Below are 16,892 nucleotides of genomic sequence, written 5' to 3'. Positions count from 1 at the left end.
ACGCCCGCTCCCTGTGGGCTGACCAATTTTCCGGCTTCAGGGACCAATCCGGGTTCGCTCGCTGAGATTCCCCTTCGACTCTCGTGAGGTACTTCCCGTGACGACACGCTCCTTAGAAGGCTTGCCCAACCCCCTGGCCCCCGACTGGCTGTGCGTCCCCGCCGACGCCAACGCGCTCGCACCTGGGCTCTGGCCGACTTCAGCGACCCGCAGCCCTGGCGGAGAATTGTCCATCGGCGGTGTCACCGCAGCGGCCCTCGCCGCCGAATTCGGCACTCCTCTGTATGTCATCGATGAAGCGGATGCCCGAGCTCGCGCCGCCGAGCTGCTCACCGTGTTCCAGGCCGAGTTCGCCCGTATCGGCACGAGCGTCAAGGTGTACTACGCCGGCAAGGCTTTTCTCTCGACCGAGGTCGTGCGCTGGGTCAGCGACGCCGGCCTGAACATCGACGTCTGCAGCGGCGGAGAACTCGCCGTCGCGCTGGCGGGCGGTGCCGACCCGGCAAGGCTCGGCTTTCACGGCAACAACAAATCACTCGCCGAACTCGACCAGGCCACGCGGGTGGGCGTCGGTACGATCGTCATCGACAGCGAGGTTGAAATCGGTCGCGTCGCCGAAGCCGCCGCGCGCCACGGACGCGCGCAGAACGTGCGCCTGCGTGTGAACAGCGGAGTGCACGCCCATACCCACGAATTTCTGGCAACCTCGCACGAAGACCAGAAGTTCGGCATCGTGCTCACCGACGCGCCGAGGCTGGTCGCGCTGATTCGGGCCGAGCCCGCGCTCAACTTCGTTGGTCTGCACTGCCACATCGGCTCTCAGATCTTTGGTGCAGACGGATTCGCCGAGTCGGCCGCCCGGTTGCTCGACCTGCACGCCGTCCTGCTCGCCGGCGGCCCGGTCCCCGAACTCAACCTCGGCGGTGGCTTCGGCATCGCCTACACGAGCGCCGACGAACCCACGCCGATTCGCGAGCTCGCCGTGGCCCTGGCCGACATCGTCGCCACCGAGTGCGCCCGACTGAACATTCCGCTGCCGGTCGTCGCGTTCGAACCGGGCCGCGTCATCATCGGTCGGGCCGGCGTGAGTCTCTACCGTGTCGGCACCACCAAAGCCGTCGATGTGTCGGGCAGGCAGCGCCTCTACGTCAGCGTCGATGGCGGCATGAGCGACAACGTTCGCCCGGCCCTGTACGGCGCCGATTATGCGGTGCGCCTCGCCGATCGCACGTCGACCGCCGAGCCCGCGCTCGTTCGCATCGCCGGCAAGCACTGCGAGAGCGGCGACATCGTCGTCGACGCCGACTATCTGCCGAGTGATGTGACCCCCGGCGACCTGCTCGCCGTGCCGGCTACCGGAGCGTACTGCTGGGCGCTGTCCAATAACTACAACTACCAGGGCCGCGCGCCCGTCGTTGCCGTATTGAATGGTTCCGCGCGCGTGCTCGTGCGCGGCGAAACGATTGCGGACCTGCTCGCGCGGGATGCCGGGGCACAGCAGCCCTTCAATGGAGGAGAATCTTGAAGATCGAATACCGCAATCTGCGCGTCGCGCTCCTCGGCGGTGGCAACGTGGGCGCCCAGGTGGCCCGCCTCTTGCTGGAACAGGGCCTTGAACTGGCCAACCGCGTCGGCGCCACCCTCGAACTGGTCGGCATTGCGGTGCGCGACGTGAACGCGGAGCGCACGGTCGACCTGCCCCGCGAACTGTTCACGACCAACGCCGAAGAGCTCATTCTCGGCGCCGACATCGTGATCGAGCTGATGGGTGGCATCGAGCCGGCTCGCAGCCACATTCTGCTGGCGATCAATAGTGGAGCGGATGTTGTCACCGCCAACAAGGCGCTCCTCGCCCAAGCCGGACCCGAGTTGTTTGCGGCCGCCGATCAGGTCGGTGCCCAAATCAACTACGAGGCCGCGGTTGCCGGGGCCATCCCCATCGTGCGCCCGCTGCGCGAAAGCCTCGCTGGCGACCAGGTCAAGCGCATTCTCGGCATCGTCAACGGCACCACGAACTTCATTCTCGACCGGATGGATATCGACGGGTCCAGTCTCAAAGACGCGCTGGCCGAGGCGACCGCGCTGGGTTACGCCGAGGCTGATCCGACCGCAGACATAGGCGGATACGACGCGGCGCAGAAGGCGGCCATTCTGGCGAGTCTGGCGTTTCATACGACGGTGCCGCTGGCATCCGTTTATCGCGAGGGCATTGAATCAGTCACACCGGCGCAGATCGAATCGGCCCGCAAGGCAGGCTACGTCGTGAAGCTGCTCGCCATTTGTGAGCGGGTCATCGATGAGAATGGTGTCGACGGTGTGTCGGCGCGGGTCTACCCGGCAATGGTGCCGCGCAGCCATCCGCTGGCCGCGGTACACGGCGCCAACAATGCAGTCTTCGTCGAGGCGGAATCCGCTGGCAGTCTCATGTTCTACGGCGCCGGAGCCGGGGGAGTGGAGACGGCCTCCGCTGTGCTCGGCGACGTTGTTTCTATTGCGCGTCGTCACGTCGCCGGTGGGCCAGGCGTCGCCGCCTCGACCTACGCCGAACTGCCCATCTTTGATATCGGCCGGGTCACCACCCGGTACGCAGTGACTCTCGAGGTCACCGACGAACCCGGCGTGCTCGCGACCATCGCGAGCGTCTTCGGCCAACGCAACGTGTCGCTCGCGCTCGTGGAACAGTCCATGACGCCGGCCGTGATGGCAACGAAGAGTCGTGCAGCCCGTTCGGCCACGGCTACCCTAGTGATCGGGACCCATGACGCAACGGAGGCCGCACTCGCCGCCACCGTGCGAGACCTGGCCACCAACAGTGTTGTTACCGAAGTCGCATCCGTTTTGAGAGTTGAAGGAGTCTGATGTTTAGCCCAAGCGAGACCAGTACCAACCTGACCAAGCCCGGCGCGATCATTAGCCGCCAGTGGCGCGGGGTGCTGAACGAATACTCCGATCGACTGAATATCTCCGAGAAGACTCCGATCATCACCCTCGGTGAGGGCGGCACGCCGCTCATTCCGGCCGCTGCGCTCTCCGCGCGCACCGGCGCCAAGGTGTGGATCAAGTTCGAGGGCATGAACCCGACCGGTTCGTTCAAGGACCGCGGCATGACGATGGCCATCTCCAAGGCCATGGAAGACGGCGCCAAGGCCGTCATCTGCGCCTCGACCGGAAACACGAGTGCTTCCGCCGCCGCCTACGCGACTCACGCCGGCATCACCGCCGCCGTGCTCGTGCCCGAGGGCAAGATCGCCATGGGCAAGCTCAGCCAGGCCGTCGCCCACAACGCGCAGCTGCTGCAGGTGCAGGGCAACTTCGACGACTGCCTCGACATCGCCCGTGACCTCGCCACCAACTACCCGGTGCACCTGGTCAACTCGGTCAATCCTGACCGCATCGAAGGCCAGAAGACCGCCGCCTTCGAGGTCGTCGAGGTGCTCGGCGACGCCCCGGACTTTCAGTTCGTTCCGGTCGGTAACGCCGGCAACTACACCGCCTATTTTCGCGGTTACAGCGAAGAGGTCGCCCGCGGCGCCACCACGAAACTGCCGCGCATGTTCGGTTTCCAGGCCTCCGGCAGCGCCCCGATCGTGCTCGGCCACCGGGTCGAGAACCCCGACACCATCGCAAGCGCTATCCGCATCGGCAACCCGGCCTCGTGGGACCTTGCGCTGAACGCGCGTGAGCAGAGCGATGGCTATTTCGGTGCCATCACAGATGCGAAAATTCTTGAAGCGCACCGCATTCTTTCGGCCGAGGTCGGGATTTTCGTGGAACCGGCATCCGCTATTGGAGTGGCTGGTCTGCTCGAGCGCGCCGAGGCCGGATTCATTCCCAAGGGCTCGACCGTCGTGATCACCGTCACCGGCCACGGTCTGAAGGACCCGAACTGGGCGCTGCGCACCGCCGACGGTTCCGACGTCGTGCCCACCATCGTTCCGGTCGACACCGCCGAAATCGCCAGCGTGCTCGGCCTGGGCAAGGCATGACCAGTCCTGTCTCGCTGATCGGGCGCGCCGTCTCGGTGCAGGTTCCGGCCACCACGGCCAACCTCGGCCCAGGTTTCGACACGCTCGGCCTCGCGCTGGCCAAGTACGACCAGCTCGAAGTCACCGTGCGCAGCGAACCCGGCGTCTTCGTCGAGGTGCACGGAGTGGGTGCCGGTGAGGTACCCACCGACGAGAGTAATCTCGTCGTGCGTGCGATCATTCATACCTTCGAGGCAGTGGGTCAGCCCATGCCCGGGCTCAACATCGTCGCGCATAACGTCATTCCGCACGGGCGCGGCCTCGGCTCCTCCGGTGCGGCCATCGTGTCGGGCATTATGGCGGCCAAGGGACTGCTCGAGGGCGTGGTCGACATCGACGCCGAAATGCTGCTCGTACTCGCCACCGAGATGGAAGGGCACCCGGACAATGTCGCCCCCGCTCTGTTTGGCGGCTTGACCATCGCCTGGACCACCCCTGAAGGCCCGCGTCACAAAAAGCTCGTGGTACACCGCGGCGTCAAACCGCTCGTGTTCGTTCCGGAGCAGGAGATGTCCACCGCGCTCGCGCGCAGCCTGCAACCCGCTTCCGTACCGCACGAGGACGCCGTTTTCAACCTGTCTCGCTCAGCGCTGCTGATTGCCGCGCTGATTCAGAGCCCGGAACTGCTGCTGGCCGCGACCGAGGACAAGCTGCACCAGAGCTACCGCGCCGCCGCCATGCCGGAGACGAACAAGCTCATCACCCTGCTGCGCGAAGCCGGCTTCGCGGCAGTCGTGTCCGGTGCCGGGCCCTCCATTCTGGTGCTGGCGAGCGACCCGGGCCAGCGTCTGGTCGCAGCCGAACTCGTAGCGAGCCAGTCAGACACCCCGTGGCGGGCGCTCATGCTCGCCGTTGACGTGCAGGGAGCCACCGTGCATTCGCTCGCTACCGTGAGCACGGCTGAGAGCGCCGCGTAACGCGCGTCTGATCGGGTTGACGTGCCTCGTGCGCGTCGGCCCGCCTGTCGATTCGACCGTCGGTGGAGTGCTATGATTAACCCGCACCCGATAGAAACCGCCCATGGCGAAATCTTCTCCGATGCATTCCCTGTACCTCACTGCTATTGCGATTTCGTGCGTAGCTGTGTGTGTTTACACCAATCCCCTCCATTTGTCGGATTGGATCACCCGCAGCGCACTCGTCGCTGCATACATCTCCTGGCCTGAATTTTTGTTCGGCAGGGGAAAGGAACCCCCTTCGTGACTGATGTCAACCTCCGTGCCACTGGCTCGGATCTTCCCCGTCTGAGTACCCTTCGCGTGTCCGAGCTTCAGGCTCTGGCCCTCGAACTGAAAATCCCCGGCGCTTCCAAACTTCGTAAAGGAGAACTCGTGGAAGCAATCGAAACGGCTCGATCCAGCACCGAACAGGCCGACACCTTGCAGACCAGCACCGCACAGGTCAGCAACCCTGCTCCGGCCCTGACCGTTGCTTCCCTCGACGTTGCTCCCGTAGTTGAGACGGCGCCGGCCGAGTCCGCATCGATCGAGAGCCTCGCTGAGGCCATCGAGACCGCTCCGCGCAAGCGTGCACCACGTCGTGCCAGCACCAGCACCGCGGCTCCCGCCAAGTCCCACGTCAATGCCGACGCCAGCACCGGTTTCGGCATCATCCTGCCCGACGCTCCCGCCGCCGGTTCTCGTATTGCACGCAACGCCCGCGGCGCTGCGGCTGCCACGAGCGCGCCGATAACGGATGCTTCGGCATCCGTTTCTGAAAACACCGGCGAGAACACGGAACCGGTCACCGACAAGCCAGTTCGCCAGGCACGCAAGCGCGTGCAGGTTGCACCGGTTCACCAGGGCGGTGCGGCGTCCGTTGTCATCAAATCCGCCGACAGCGCCCAGATCGAAAGCGAAGCCACCGACAGCGTCGAGGCCGAGAATGCACCGGCCGAGACGGCACCGGCAGCCCGTCGTCCGTCCCGTCGGGCGTCGTCGCAGCGGAACGTTCCCGCGGCCGACGCCGACACCGACGCCGCCGCGCCGGTCGAGGCGCCCGGCGATACAGCGGACTCACAGGTCGAAGCAGCAGACGAATCAAACGAGTCGACCGACGACTCCAACGAGTCGAACGCGCCGCGTCAGGGCCGCAGCCGCAGCCGTAGCCGTGGTGGCGACCGGGTGCAGGGCACCGACCGCAACCAAGTTGATCAGAACAACCAGAACGACCGCAACCAAAACGGCTCAAACGACGAGGGTATGACCCGCGCGCAGAGCCAGCGTCAGGCGCGCAATGAGCGCAACCAGGAACGCAATCAGGAGCGCGCGCAGGCGCAGGCCGACCGTAACCAGGACCGTAACCAGGACCGTAACCAGGACCGTAACCAGGACCGTAACCAGGACCGCAACCAGGGCCAGGACCGCAACCAGGGCCAGGACCGCAACCAGGGCCAGGATCGTAACCAGGGTCCCGACCGTCTCGACGACGACATGAATAGCCGCGGCAACCGCAACCGCTATCGTGACCGCAAGCGTCGCGGCCCGAACCAGGGCGATGACTTCGAACCGGAGGTCAACGACGACGACGTGCTCATTCCTGTCGCCGGAATCCTTGACGTGCTCGACAACTACGCGTTCGTTCGCACCTCCGGCTACCTGCCCGGTGCGAGCGACGTCTACGTCTCGCTCGGCCAGGTCAAGAAGTACAACCTGCGTAAGGGCGATGCCGTCGTCGGCTCCATTCGCCAGCCGCACGAGGGCGACCAGTCCGGCCGCCAGAAGTACAACGCCATCGTCAAGGTCGACTCGATCAACGGCCAGACCGTTGAAGAAGCCGCGTCCCGCGTCGACTTCCACAAGCTCACGCCGCTGTACCCGACGGAGCGCCTGCGCCTCGAAACCGAGCCGGGCAAGCTTACCCAGCGCATCATCGACCTCGTCGCTCCGATCGGCAAGGGCCAGCGTGGCCTGATCGTTGCACCGCCCAAGGCCGGCAAGACCATCGTCATGCAGCAGATCGCGAACGCCATTGCCACCAACAACCCCGAGGTTCACCTCATGGTCGTTCTAGTTGATGAACGTCCCGAAGAGGTCACCGACATGCAGCGCACGGTGAAAGGTGAGGTCATCGCCTCCACCTTCGACCGTCCGGCCGAAGACCACACCACGGTCGCCGAGCTCGCCATTGAGCGTGCCAAGCGTCTGGTCGAGCTCGGCCATGACGTTGTCGTGTTACTCGACTCGATCACCCGTCTGGGCCGCGCCTACAACCTGGTGGCGCCGGCCTCCGGTCGCATCCTCTCGGGCGGCGTCGACGCATCCGCTCTGTATCCGCCGAAGCGTTTCTTCGGCGCGGCCCGCAACATTGAGAACGGTGGCTCGCTCACTATTCTCGCCTCCGCGCTCGTGGAGACGGGCTCCAAGATGGACGAGGTCATCTTTGAGGAGTTCAAGGGCACCGGCAACATGGAACTGCGCCTGTCCCGCCAGTTGGCCGACAAGCGCATCTTCCCTGCCGTCGACGTAAACGCATCGGGCACCCGCCGCGAAGAAATGCTGATGAGCGCGGATGAAGTGAAGGTCACCTGGAAGCTGCGTCGCGCCCTTGCTGGGCTCGAGCAGCAGCAGGCGCTCGAACTCATCCTCGGCCGTCTCAAGGAGACCTCGTCGAACGTGGAATTCCTCATGCAGGTTCAGAAGTCGATGCCGACCCTGAACGGGTCAGACAAGGACAAGTAATGTTCGAATCCGTCCTTACGCTGCTGGCAGAGCACGACGACCTGCAGTCGCAGTTGGCGGATCCGGAACTGCACTCGAATCCGGCCCGTTCGAAGAAGGTAAACCGGCGCTATGCCGAGTTAAGTCGCATCATCGCGGCGTACCACGAGTGGAAAGCGGTTGATGACAACCTCGAAGCCGCTCGTGAACTCGCCGACGAAGATGCTGCCTTCGCCGACGAGATTCCTGATCTGGCCGAGCAGCTGGAGGTCACGGCCGAAAAGTTGCGGCGCCTGCTGATTCCTCGCGACGAACTCGACGCCCGCGACGTGATCATGGAGATCAAGATGGGGGAGGGCGGTGCCGAATCGGCACTGTTCGCCGCCGATCTGCTGCGCATGTACCTGCACTACGCCGAGTCGAATCGCTGGAAAACCGAGATCATCGAGCAGACTTCGAGCGACCTCGGCGGCATCAAAGACATTCAGCTCGCCATCAAGGGCAACTCAAGCGACCCCGCCGAGGGTGTGTGGGCGCACCTAAAGTACGAGGGCGGCGTGCATCGCGTACAGCGCGTGCCGGCGACCGAGTCGCAGGGACGCATTCACACCTCAGCGGCCGGTGTGCTCGTGTTCCCCGAGGTCGACGAGCCCGAAGAGGTCGAATTGCACCCGAACGACCTCAAGATCGACGTGTATCGCTCGAGCGGGCCCGGTGGCCAGTCGGTCAACACCACCGACTCCGCCGTGCGCATCACTCACCTTCCGACCGGAATCGTGGTGGCGATGCAGAACGAGAAGTCGCAGCTGCAGAACAAGGAAGCCGGGATGCGCGTGCTGCGGGCCCGGGTTCTGGCGCGTCAGCAGGAAGAAATCGACGCGGCGGCCTCGCTCGTGCGCAAGGGACAGATTCGTACCATGGATCGCTCCGAGCGCATTCGCACGTACAACTTTCCCGAAAACCGCATCGCCGATCACCGCACCGGCTACAAGGCCTACAACCTCGACGCCGTCATGAACGGAGCCCTCGGCCCCGTGATCGATTCCTGCATCCACGCCGACGAGGAAACTCGCCTGGCCGAGCTCGGCGACCCCGAGTAGCACCCGCCTCAACCGACCGGGCTCGGAAAGCGGGCCCGGTCGCAGTACTAGAGGTAGTACTCGGGCTCGAGCGTGCCGCCGCGGGCCGACTCGACGGTCGCTGGAGTTTGCGGGCGAACCGTCGCGGGAATGCCGACCAGCAGTGACCGCGGCGGGGCATCTTTGGTCACGACCGCGTTCGAGCCGATTGTGCTCCAGGCCCCGATGGTGATCGGGCCGAGGACCTTGGCGCCAGCTCCCACGGTTACTCCATCGTCGAGAAACGGATGCCGCCGCACGCCGCGTGAATGCCCGTGCCGGCTTTTGCCGCCCAGCGTCACCGCGTGGTACAGCATCACGTCATTGCCCAGCACAGCCGTTTCGCCGATCACAACGCCCATGCCGTGGTCGATGAACAGGCGGCGCCCGATGGTCGCCCCCGGATGAATCTCAATTCCGGTCAGAAACCGGGTCACCTGAGACAGCAGGCGAGCGGGTAGGTATAATCCTCGCCGCCACAGACAGTTCGCGATCCGATACGACCAGACCGCGTGCAGCCCACTGTAGGCAAGGAACACCTCGGTGTTGCTGCGCGCGGCTGGGTCGTGGGTGCGCGCTGTCACAATGTCTTCGCGGATGCGTCCGAAAACGCTCACTGACTCTGGGGGATTCATTGAGAGGCAGGCAGCCTAGTCGAGCAGGTCTTCGTACAGCACGGTCGAGATGTAACGTTCGCCGAAGCCGGGAACGATGACGACGATGGTCTTGCCCGCGTTCTCGGGCAGTTTCGCCTGCTCCAGTGCGGCCCAGACGGCCGCACCGCCGGAGATGCCGCCGAGGATGCCCTCATCGGTGCCGAGCTTGCGTGCCGTGGCGAGAGAGTCGGCCAGGGTCACATCGGTGATCGAGTCGTAGACCTGGCGGTCCAGGGTTTCCGGCACGAAGTTCGCGCCGAGGCCCTGAATCTTGTGCGGGCCGGGCTTGCCGCCGGTGAGAATGGGGGAGTCGATTGGCTCAACGCCGACGACCTTGAGGCCTGGCTTCTGCTCCTTGAGATAGCCGCCCGCGCCGGAGAGTGTGCCGCCGGTGCCGATGCCTGCCACGAGAATATCGACGGTGCCCTCGGTGTCGTTCCAGATCTCCACGCCGGTCGTCGCGCGGTGGATGGCCGGGTTGGCCGGGTTGGTGAACTGACTGGCCAGCACGGCACCCGGAGTGTTCGCAACGATTTCGGCGGCCTTCTCGACAGCTCCGCGCATGCCATCGGCACCAGCCGTCAGTACGATCTCGGCGCCGTACGCCCGCATCATGACGCGGCGTTCCTTGCTCATTGTTTCGGGCATGGCCAGAATGACCGCATAACCGCGGGCGGCGCCGACCATGGCGAGGGCGATGCCTGTGTTGCCGCTGGTCGCTTCGACGATGGTTCCGCCGGGCTTGAGCGAGCCATCCTGCTCGGCCGCGTTGATCATAGCGACGCCGATGCGGTCCTTCACGCTGCTGGAGGGGTTGTAGAACTCGAGCTTTGCGAGCACGGTGGCACCGAGGCCTTCGGTCAAACGGTTCAGCTTGACGAGGGGGGTCCCACCAACGGCTTCGGTGATGTCGGAATAGATCTTGGGCACGAGAGCAACTTTCGTTCGGTGAAATTCAATTAAATTCGATGGGTAGGGCCGTCTCCACCCTATGGCCCACGGCCGTCAATGGCCGGGTGCGTTACATTTCACTACGTGCCTTCTTCAGATTCCGCTCTGCCCTCCACCATCACGTCCCTGCGAAACCAGGCGATTGCCCGCCTCAGTGCTGCCGGAATCACCGACCCGGAAGTCGACGCCGACCTGCTGATCGGCCATGTGCTCGGTCAAAGCCGCGGCGAAGTGCAGGCCGCCAGCATCATGGCCAAACCCGTCAGCAAAGCGGATGCCGCCGACATTGACCTCCTGCTGGCCCGCCGCAGCGCCCGCGAACCCCTGCAGCACATAACGGGGCGCGCCCCCTTTCGGACGTTGGCCCTCAACGTTGGACCGGGCGTCTTCGTGCCTCGCCCCGAAACCGAGCAGGTCGCCCAGTTCGCCATCGACGCGCTGCGCTCGATGCCCGACGCTGAGCCGATCGGCGTCGACCTCGGCACCGGCAGTGGCGCCATCGCCCTGGCTCTGGCCACCGAGGTGCCGCACGCCCGCATTTTCGCCGTCGAGAACTCGGCGGAAGCGTACCCGTGGACCTCGCGCAACTTCGCCGAGGTCGCTGCCCCCAATGCCACCCTCGCCTTCGGCGATCTCGCCGACGCCTTCGTCGAACTCAATGGCACGGTCGCCGTCGTCATTTCCAACCCCCCATACATTCCAGCGAATGCAATTCCCCGCGACCCAGAGGTACGCCTGTTCGATCCGGCCCACGCCCTGTTCGGTGGCCCGGACGGCCTCGACGTGGTGCGAAGCGTGTCGGCGACCGGCTTGCGCCTGCTGCGAGCGGGCGGTGTGCTCGTGATCGAGCACGGCGAGCTGCAGGGAGCGGCCATTCGGGCTCTGCTGGCCGCGGACGGCTGGCGCACCCCGGCCACCCACCGCGATTACACGAGTCGCGACCGGGCGACCACGGCGGTGCACCCCTGATTGACTCTGCACCTCTGATCGACGCTTATGTGTGGCAGCAGCCGTGGCATCCGCTTCTCACAACCGCGCGGGGTTAGAATTGCCGGAAATGACACGTATCTACGACTGCACGAGCGACTCGGACACGGGCGAATCCGACACGAGCCAATCGAAATACCAGGCGGCCATCGCGCTGGCGCGCTCGGCGATCGGCCGCGGGGCCCTCGTCGTCATCCCCACCGACACCGTCTACGGGGTTGCCGCCGACGCGTTCAATGCCGAAGCCGTGCAGCTGCTTCTAGACGCAAAGGGGCGCGGGCGCCAATCGCCGCCTCCCGTGCTTATTCCCGCCGTCAGTACCCTCGATGCCCTCGCCGTCGACGTACCGCAGCCGGTACGCGACCTGATCGCGGCGTTCTGGCCGGGCGGATTGACCGTCATCGTCAATGCCCAGCCGTCACTGGTCTGGGATCTTGGCGAAACCCGCGGTACCGTCGCCCTGCGCATGCCGAGCAATCAGGTTGCGCTCGACCTGCTCGCCGCAACTGGCCCGCTCGCGGTGTCCAGCGCAAACCTTAGCGGCGCGCCCGCCGCCCTCGACGCGCTTTCCGCCGAAGCCGCCCTCGGCGAGAGCGTTGAGGTCTATCTCGACGGCGGCACAGCCGGCAACACGTATGAAAGCGCCTTCGGACTGGCCGGTGAGGGCTCCTCGACCATCGTCGACGCGACCGGCTTTGATACCAATGGCGGCCTGCTGCACATCGTGCGCTCCGGGGTCATCTCCCGAGACGCGATCTCAAACGTCATCGGCGCACTGCTGGCCCCGGAGAAAATGCCCGACGCAGCGGTCGACCCGACCGATCCAGTCGAAACGGATGCAACACCCACACTCTCCGCACCCTCTCAGGATGATACGGATACCAGCCGGTAGCCCATGACAGTATTTATTCTGCTCGCGCTCGTATCGGCGATCGTCACCTTCGCGCTGTCGATCGTCGTTTACAAGGTCAGCCACAAGTACCGGCTGTACCCGAAGATTCGTGAACGCGACGTGCACACCCGCCCGACACCACGCCTCGGCGGAATCGCCATGTTTCTCGGCATCCTGGTCGCATTCGGTATCGCCTACCTCACAGCCGGAGCATTCGCGCCGCTGCGCCTGGTCTTTGCCGATCCGCAGCAGATCCTCGCGATTCTCGGCGCGGCGCTGCTGATCGTGCTTGTCGGGGTGGCCGACGATATCTGGGACCTTGACTGGATGACGAAGCTGGCCGGCCAATTCATCGCCGCCGGGCTTGTAGCCTGGCAGGGCGTGCAAATCTACTCCCTGCCGATCGGCGGATTGACGGTCTGGAGCGGCTGGACGTCGATCGTCGTCACGGTTGTCGCCATCGTCGTTGTCATGAACATGATCAACTTCATCGATGGCCTCGACGGTCTCGTCACCGGCGTCGCCCTCATCGCCAACGGCGTGTTCTTTCTGTACAGCTACCTGCTCGTACGTGATACCTCGCCGACCAACTACTTTAACCTCGCGTCGCTTATTGCTGCCATCCTCGTCGGCGCCTGTGTGGGGTTCCTGCCGTTGAACTGGCATCCAGCGAAGATGTTCATGGGCGACGCCGGTGCGCTCCTGGTGGGTCTGCTCATGGCCACGAGTGCGATAGCCATCACCGGGCAGATCGACCTGACCTCCCTCAACCGTTCACAGCTGTTCCCGGCCTTCATTCCCCTCTTGCTGCCTCTGGCGATCATGATCATCCCGCTGCTGGACTTCGGGCTCGCCGTCCTCCGTCGCGTACACGCTGGCAAGTCACCCTTCAGCGCCGACCGAAAACACCTGCACCACCGCTTGCTTGATATGGGACATTCCCACCTGCATGCCGTGCTGATCTTCTATGGATGGACAGCAGCAGCATCCATCGGATGCCTGCTCTACTACATCCTGCCGGTTTACCTCGGTCTTCCCACCGGCTACGCCACCATCTTCCTGGTCGTGTCCCTGCTTGTCTGCACGATCGTCACCCTCGCCCCGCTCGGCCGCCGCAAGACCGGCGAGTTTGCCAGCCAGTCGGCGCCGTTGCCGGTGATCGTGCTGAATCAGCTCGATCCGCTCGACGTCGCGGCCCAGGGTGCAATCAGCGACACGGCACTATCAGACACAGCACCATCAGATTCTGTACCATCAGGCCCGGAACCATCAGAACCAACGCCATCAGACCGCCCACCATCAGACCCCGTAACGACACGAGCGAACGCCCCGGTGGCGACGCCTGCCGAGGAGAACGCATCATGACCAGCACCAGCCAGCCAGCCTCCACCCAGCCCACCTCGATCCCCGTGCTGCGTCGTATCCTGATCTACGGGGTGTATGTCGCCCTGGCCATCGCCGTGGTCGGGTCCATCGTCGGCTTTGCAGTTGACGGCGGTACCGGAGTGCTCAGTGCCCTGATCGGTACGGCCATGTCGGTCGCTTTTATGGGGATCACGGCCGGCAGCATCCTTCTGGCCAACCGCGTGGCCGGAAGCGAATCCGCCATCGGTGGATTCTTCGGCATCATCATGGGGGGCTGGCTGCTTAAATTCGTCGTTTTCCTGGTGCTTTTGGTGCTGCTGCAGGACCGCGCCTGGATCCAGCCGATGGTGCTGTTTTTCTGCATCATTGCTGGAGTGATCGGCTCCCTCGTGGTCGATGCGGTCGTGGTATTGAAGAGCCGAATGCCCTATACGAGTGACGTTATGTTGCCCCCGGCACCCGGCGACGACTGACCCAGGCACCCAAGCCTCAGCCCATCCGGCTCTCGATTCGGCCCAGCGCCTGATCTTTGCTAGAGTAAACACCGATCCAACCCCGGTTTGCACATGCTTTACAGCGTCGTAAACCTGCCCATATTCGTCGATGCGCGAGCAGAGCTCACCGCCCCGAAACAGGAGAAAGCGCTGCTAAAAATCGCCGTAAACCTGATGGTCCCGTCCGCCACCGGCGACGGTGAATTCCACGGTCCCTCCATCAATGAGTTCTTCCCCGATGTAATCTTCTTCGCCGATACTCCGTTCGAGATCAACCGCATTATTTTGATTCGTTTCCTCGCGGTTGCGGTTCTGATGCTGGTCTTCTGGCTTGGTACACGTCGTATGAAAATCATTCCGACCCGCGGTCAAAGCCTGGCCGAAATGGGGCTCGACTTCGTTCGCGTCAATATCGCCGAAGACTTGCTCGGAAAGAAAGACGGCAAGCGTTTTTTGCCGCTTCTGACCACCATCTTCTTCATGGTGTTGTTCATGAACCTCACGGGAATTATTCCATTCCTTAACATTGCCGGCACCTCGGTGGTTGGGGTTCCGCTGCTACTCGGTGTCATCGCCTACGTGACGTTCATCTATGCCGGCGTGAAGAAGAGCCCGGGAAATTTCTTCCGCAACTCGCTTTTCCCGCCCGGCGTGCCGGTCTTTCTCTACATCATCGTGACGCCGATCGAGTTCATCTCGACGTTCCTGGTGCGACCGTTCACCCTCACACTCCGATTGATGATGAACATGATCGTCGGACACCTTCTGCTGGTGCTGTTTTTCAGCGCAACGCAGTTCTTTTTCTTCACCGCGGATGGCGGGTTCAAGCTCTTCGGCGTTGGTACCCTCGCTTTCGGCTTCGCCTTTACCCTGTTCGAAGTGCTGATTGCCCTCCTCCAGGCTTATATTTTTGCCCTACTCACCGCCGTCTACATCCAGCTTGCGCTGGCTGAGGAACACTAGACACTTTAGGAATCCGGCACTCGCCGAATTCACCATCACGGAAGGAAACATACGTGGACGCAACAACCGTTCTCGCGGAAATCAACGGAAACATCGCTACCGTCGGTTATGGCCTCGCAGCCATCGGCCCGGCAATTGGTATCGGTATCGTCGTTGGCAAGACCATCGAAGGTGTCGCTCGTCAGCCTGAACTGGCCGGCCGTCTGCAGGTGCTGATGTACATCGGTATCGCCTTCACCGAGGCGCTCGCCTTCATCGGTATCGCCACCTACTTCATCTTCACAAACTAGTCCTCTTTACTACTCAGTTAGGAGGCATGATGCTTCACGCAGTAATTGCAGCCGCGACGGAAGAAGTGGCTAAAAACCCGCTCATCCCGGAGATCTACGACATCATTTGGTCGGCGGTCTGCTTTGTCGTGATTTTGTTCTTCTTCTTGAAGGTTGCGCTGCCCAAGATGCAGAAGCTTCTTGACGATCGTGCAGAAGCCATCGAGGGCAACATCGCCAAAGCCGACGACGCCCAGCGCAAGGCCGAAGCTGCGCTCGTGCAGTACACGGCCCAGCTTGCTGACGCTCGCGCCGAAGCCGGTCAGATTCGTGACCAGGCCCGCACCGACGGCCAGCGCATCATCGCTGAGCACAAGGAAGTGGCAACGGCCGAGGCCGGTCGCATCACGTCCAGCGCGAAGACGCAGATCGAAGCCGAACGTCAGGCCGCCGTCGTGTCGCTTCGAAGTGAGGTCGGTACCCTCGCCATTGACCTAGCCTCGGGTGTCATCGGTGAAAGCCTGTCCGACGACGCCAAGGCCAGCGCCATTGTCGATCGTTTCTTGGCCGAACTTGAAGCCAGCGAAGCACCAGTAGCAGGAAAGAACTAGCGAATGGGAAGCGCCACCAGAGAAGCACTCGCCACGTCGAGGGCGGCACTGTTCGTTCCCGGCGGTACGACCGATCTGGCGACGGGCGAGAGCCTGTTCGGCGCCGGTCGCGTGATCGGTTCATCGTCGCAGGTCTTGTCTGCGCTTGGCGACGCATCAGCGGATGCTGCGGCCAAGGTCACCCTCGTTCGTGCCGTCTTCGGCACCAGCGTGACGCCTCGCGCGTTGGACCTGCTCGCGGCCGTCGTCTCCGAACGTTGGTCCAGCCACGACGACCTGCTCGCCGGGATCGAAGAACTGGGCCTTCGGGCATCCGCCCTGTCTGCTTCGGCCGGCATGTCGATCGAGGGCGAACTGTTCGCCTTTGGTAAGACCGTCTCCTCTGACGCGGAGCTCGAACTGGCCCTCGCCAGCAAACTTGGTAAAATCGATGCCAAAGCAGCCCTGGTTGAAAAGCTTCTAGCCGGCAAGGTGTCCGGTCAGACGCTCGCAATCGTTCGCCACTTGGTGCAGCAGCCTCGCGGCCGTCGCATCGGCGAATTGCTGCGACAGGCCGCATCCGTTGTCGCCGATCAAGCCGGAACGTCGATTGCCACCATCACTTCGGCGAGCGTTTTGACGCCCGCCCAGCTTGACCGTCTGCTGAAGAGCCTCCAGGAACGCCATGGCCGCGCACTCACCATCAACCAGGTCGTTGACCCGGCTCTGGTCGGGGGAGTACGCGTACAGATCGGCGATCTGGTCATCGACGGCAGCATTGCAACCCGCCTGGCCGATTTGAGACTCCAGCTCACCAGCTGATTTTTGCGCAGTTTGACAAGACCGGCAGCACCGTAAACCACGCAGTACCAGATTCAGGGCGGCAGCGTCCTGAACAGACAGAACCTGTACAGCCGTACAGA

16 protein-coding genes are annotated in these 16,892 nt (G+C 63.6%); 14 read left to right on the top strand and 2 right to left on the bottom strand.

Going from position 1 to position 16,892, the window contains the following annotated elements:
* Positions 1 to 97: 97 nt before the first annotated feature.
* The 6 genes from lysA to prfA all read left to right on the top strand — a co-directional run bounded on the left by lysA (position 98) and on the right by prfA (position 8,784).
* Positions 98 to 1,525, top strand: coding sequence for a diaminopimelate decarboxylase (gene lysA / locus CXY73_RS07235; RefSeq protein WP_233198194.1), 1,428 nt, complete (start codon positions 98 to 100; stop codon positions 1,523 to 1,525).
* Positions 1,522 to 2,859 carry a homoserine dehydrogenase gene (locus CXY73_RS07230; protein WP_233198193.1) on the top strand — a complete coding sequence of 446 codons (1,338 nt, stop codon included), beginning with the start codon at positions 1,522 to 1,524 and terminating at the stop codon, positions 2,857 to 2,859. The genes lysA and CXY73_RS07230 overlap by 4 nt, the downstream gene beginning before the upstream one ends.
* Before the next feature lie 50 nt (positions 2,860 to 2,909).
* Positions 2,910 to 3,986, top strand: a complete 1,077-nt coding sequence (thrC, locus tag CXY73_RS07225) for a threonine synthase (RefSeq protein WP_104177308.1) — start codon at positions 2,910 to 2,912, stop codon at positions 3,984 to 3,986.
* Positions 3,983 to 4,942 (top strand): homoserine kinase, encoded by a 960-nt coding sequence (gene thrB, locus CXY73_RS07220; protein ID WP_104177299.1) that lies wholly within the window; start codon positions 3,983 to 3,985, stop codon positions 4,940 to 4,942. Before thrC ends, thrB begins: the two co-directional genes overlap by 4 nt.
* A gap of 282 nt (positions 4,943 to 5,224) precedes the next feature.
* On the top strand, positions 5,225 to 7,705 hold the full coding sequence (gene rho / locus CXY73_RS07215) for a transcription termination factor Rho (RefSeq protein ID WP_104177298.1): 2,481 nt from the start codon (positions 5,225 to 5,227) through the stop codon (positions 7,703 to 7,705).
* Entirely contained in the window at positions 7,705 to 8,784 is a 1,080-nt protein-coding gene (gene prfA / locus CXY73_RS07210) for a peptide chain release factor 1 (RefSeq protein WP_104139966.1), read from the top strand. Before rho ends, prfA begins: the two co-directional genes overlap by 1 nt.
* Before the next feature lie 47 nt (positions 8,785 to 8,831).
* On the opposite strand, the gene epsC is transcribed toward prfA, so the two are convergent.
* On the bottom strand, positions 8,832 to 9,419 hold the full coding sequence (gene epsC / locus CXY73_RS07205) for a serine O-acetyltransferase EpsC (protein WP_104139963.1): 588 nt from the start codon (positions 9,417 to 9,419) through the stop codon (positions 8,832 to 8,834).
* A 33-nt stretch (positions 9,420 to 9,452) separates the two neighbouring features.
* Entirely contained in the window at positions 9,453 to 10,388 is a 936-nt protein-coding gene (gene cysK, locus CXY73_RS07200) for a cysteine synthase A (RefSeq protein ID WP_104177297.1), read from the bottom strand.
* 105 nt (positions 10,389 to 10,493) lie between these two features.
* Between cysK and prmC the strand changes: the two genes are divergently transcribed.
* The 8 genes from prmC to CXY73_RS07160 all read left to right on the top strand — a co-directional run bounded on the left by prmC (position 10,494) and on the right by CXY73_RS07160 (position 16,791).
* A complete protein-coding gene (prmC, locus tag CXY73_RS07195) occupies positions 10,494 to 11,378 on the top strand; it encodes a peptide chain release factor N(5)-glutamine methyltransferase (protein WP_369831223.1) in 885 nt (294 codons plus the stop codon).
* Between the two features lie 88 nt (positions 11,379 to 11,466).
* On the top strand, positions 11,467 to 12,288 hold the full coding sequence (locus tag CXY73_RS07190) for an L-threonylcarbamoyladenylate synthase (protein WP_104177295.1): 822 nt from the start codon (positions 11,467 to 11,469) through the stop codon (positions 12,286 to 12,288).
* Positions 12,289 to 12,291: 3 nt separating this feature from the next.
* Entirely contained in the window at positions 12,292 to 13,653 is a 1,362-nt protein-coding gene (locus CXY73_RS07185; RefSeq protein ID WP_104139951.1) for an MraY family glycosyltransferase, read from the top strand.
* Positions 13,650 to 14,126, top strand: a complete 477-nt coding sequence (locus CXY73_RS07180) for a hypothetical protein (protein WP_104139948.1) — start codon at positions 13,650 to 13,652, stop codon at positions 14,124 to 14,126. Before CXY73_RS07185 ends, CXY73_RS07180 begins: the two co-directional genes overlap by 4 nt.
* Positions 14,127 to 14,321: 195 nt before the next feature.
* On the top strand, positions 14,322 to 15,110 hold the full coding sequence (gene atpB, locus CXY73_RS07175; RefSeq protein WP_233198197.1) for a F0F1 ATP synthase subunit A: 789 nt from the start codon (positions 14,322 to 14,324) through the stop codon (positions 15,108 to 15,110).
* A gap of 53 nt (positions 15,111 to 15,163) precedes the next feature.
* On the top strand, positions 15,164 to 15,400 hold the full coding sequence (gene atpE / locus CXY73_RS07170) for an ATP synthase F0 subunit C (protein ID WP_104126466.1): 237 nt from the start codon (positions 15,164 to 15,166) through the stop codon (positions 15,398 to 15,400).
* 29 nt (positions 15,401 to 15,429) lie between these two features.
* Positions 15,430 to 15,990, top strand: coding sequence for a F0F1 ATP synthase subunit B (locus CXY73_RS07165; protein ID WP_104140062.1), 561 nt, complete (start codon positions 15,430 to 15,432; stop codon positions 15,988 to 15,990).
* 3 nt (positions 15,991 to 15,993) lie between these two features.
* Positions 15,994 to 16,791: a F0F1 ATP synthase subunit delta gene (locus tag CXY73_RS07160; RefSeq protein WP_104177293.1), complete on the top strand. Its 798-nt coding sequence runs from the start codon at positions 15,994 to 15,996 to the stop codon at positions 16,789 to 16,791.
* Positions 16,792 to 16,892: the final 101 nt, after the last annotated feature.

Source organism: Cryobacterium sp. Y50, assembly GCF_002929805.1.
Taxonomy (GTDB): Bacteria; Actinomycetota; Actinomycetes; order Actinomycetales; family Microbacteriaceae; genus Cryobacterium.
The sequence above is the reverse complement of the archived record's forward strand: the minus strand, read 5'-3'. Positions and strand labels throughout refer to the sequence as shown.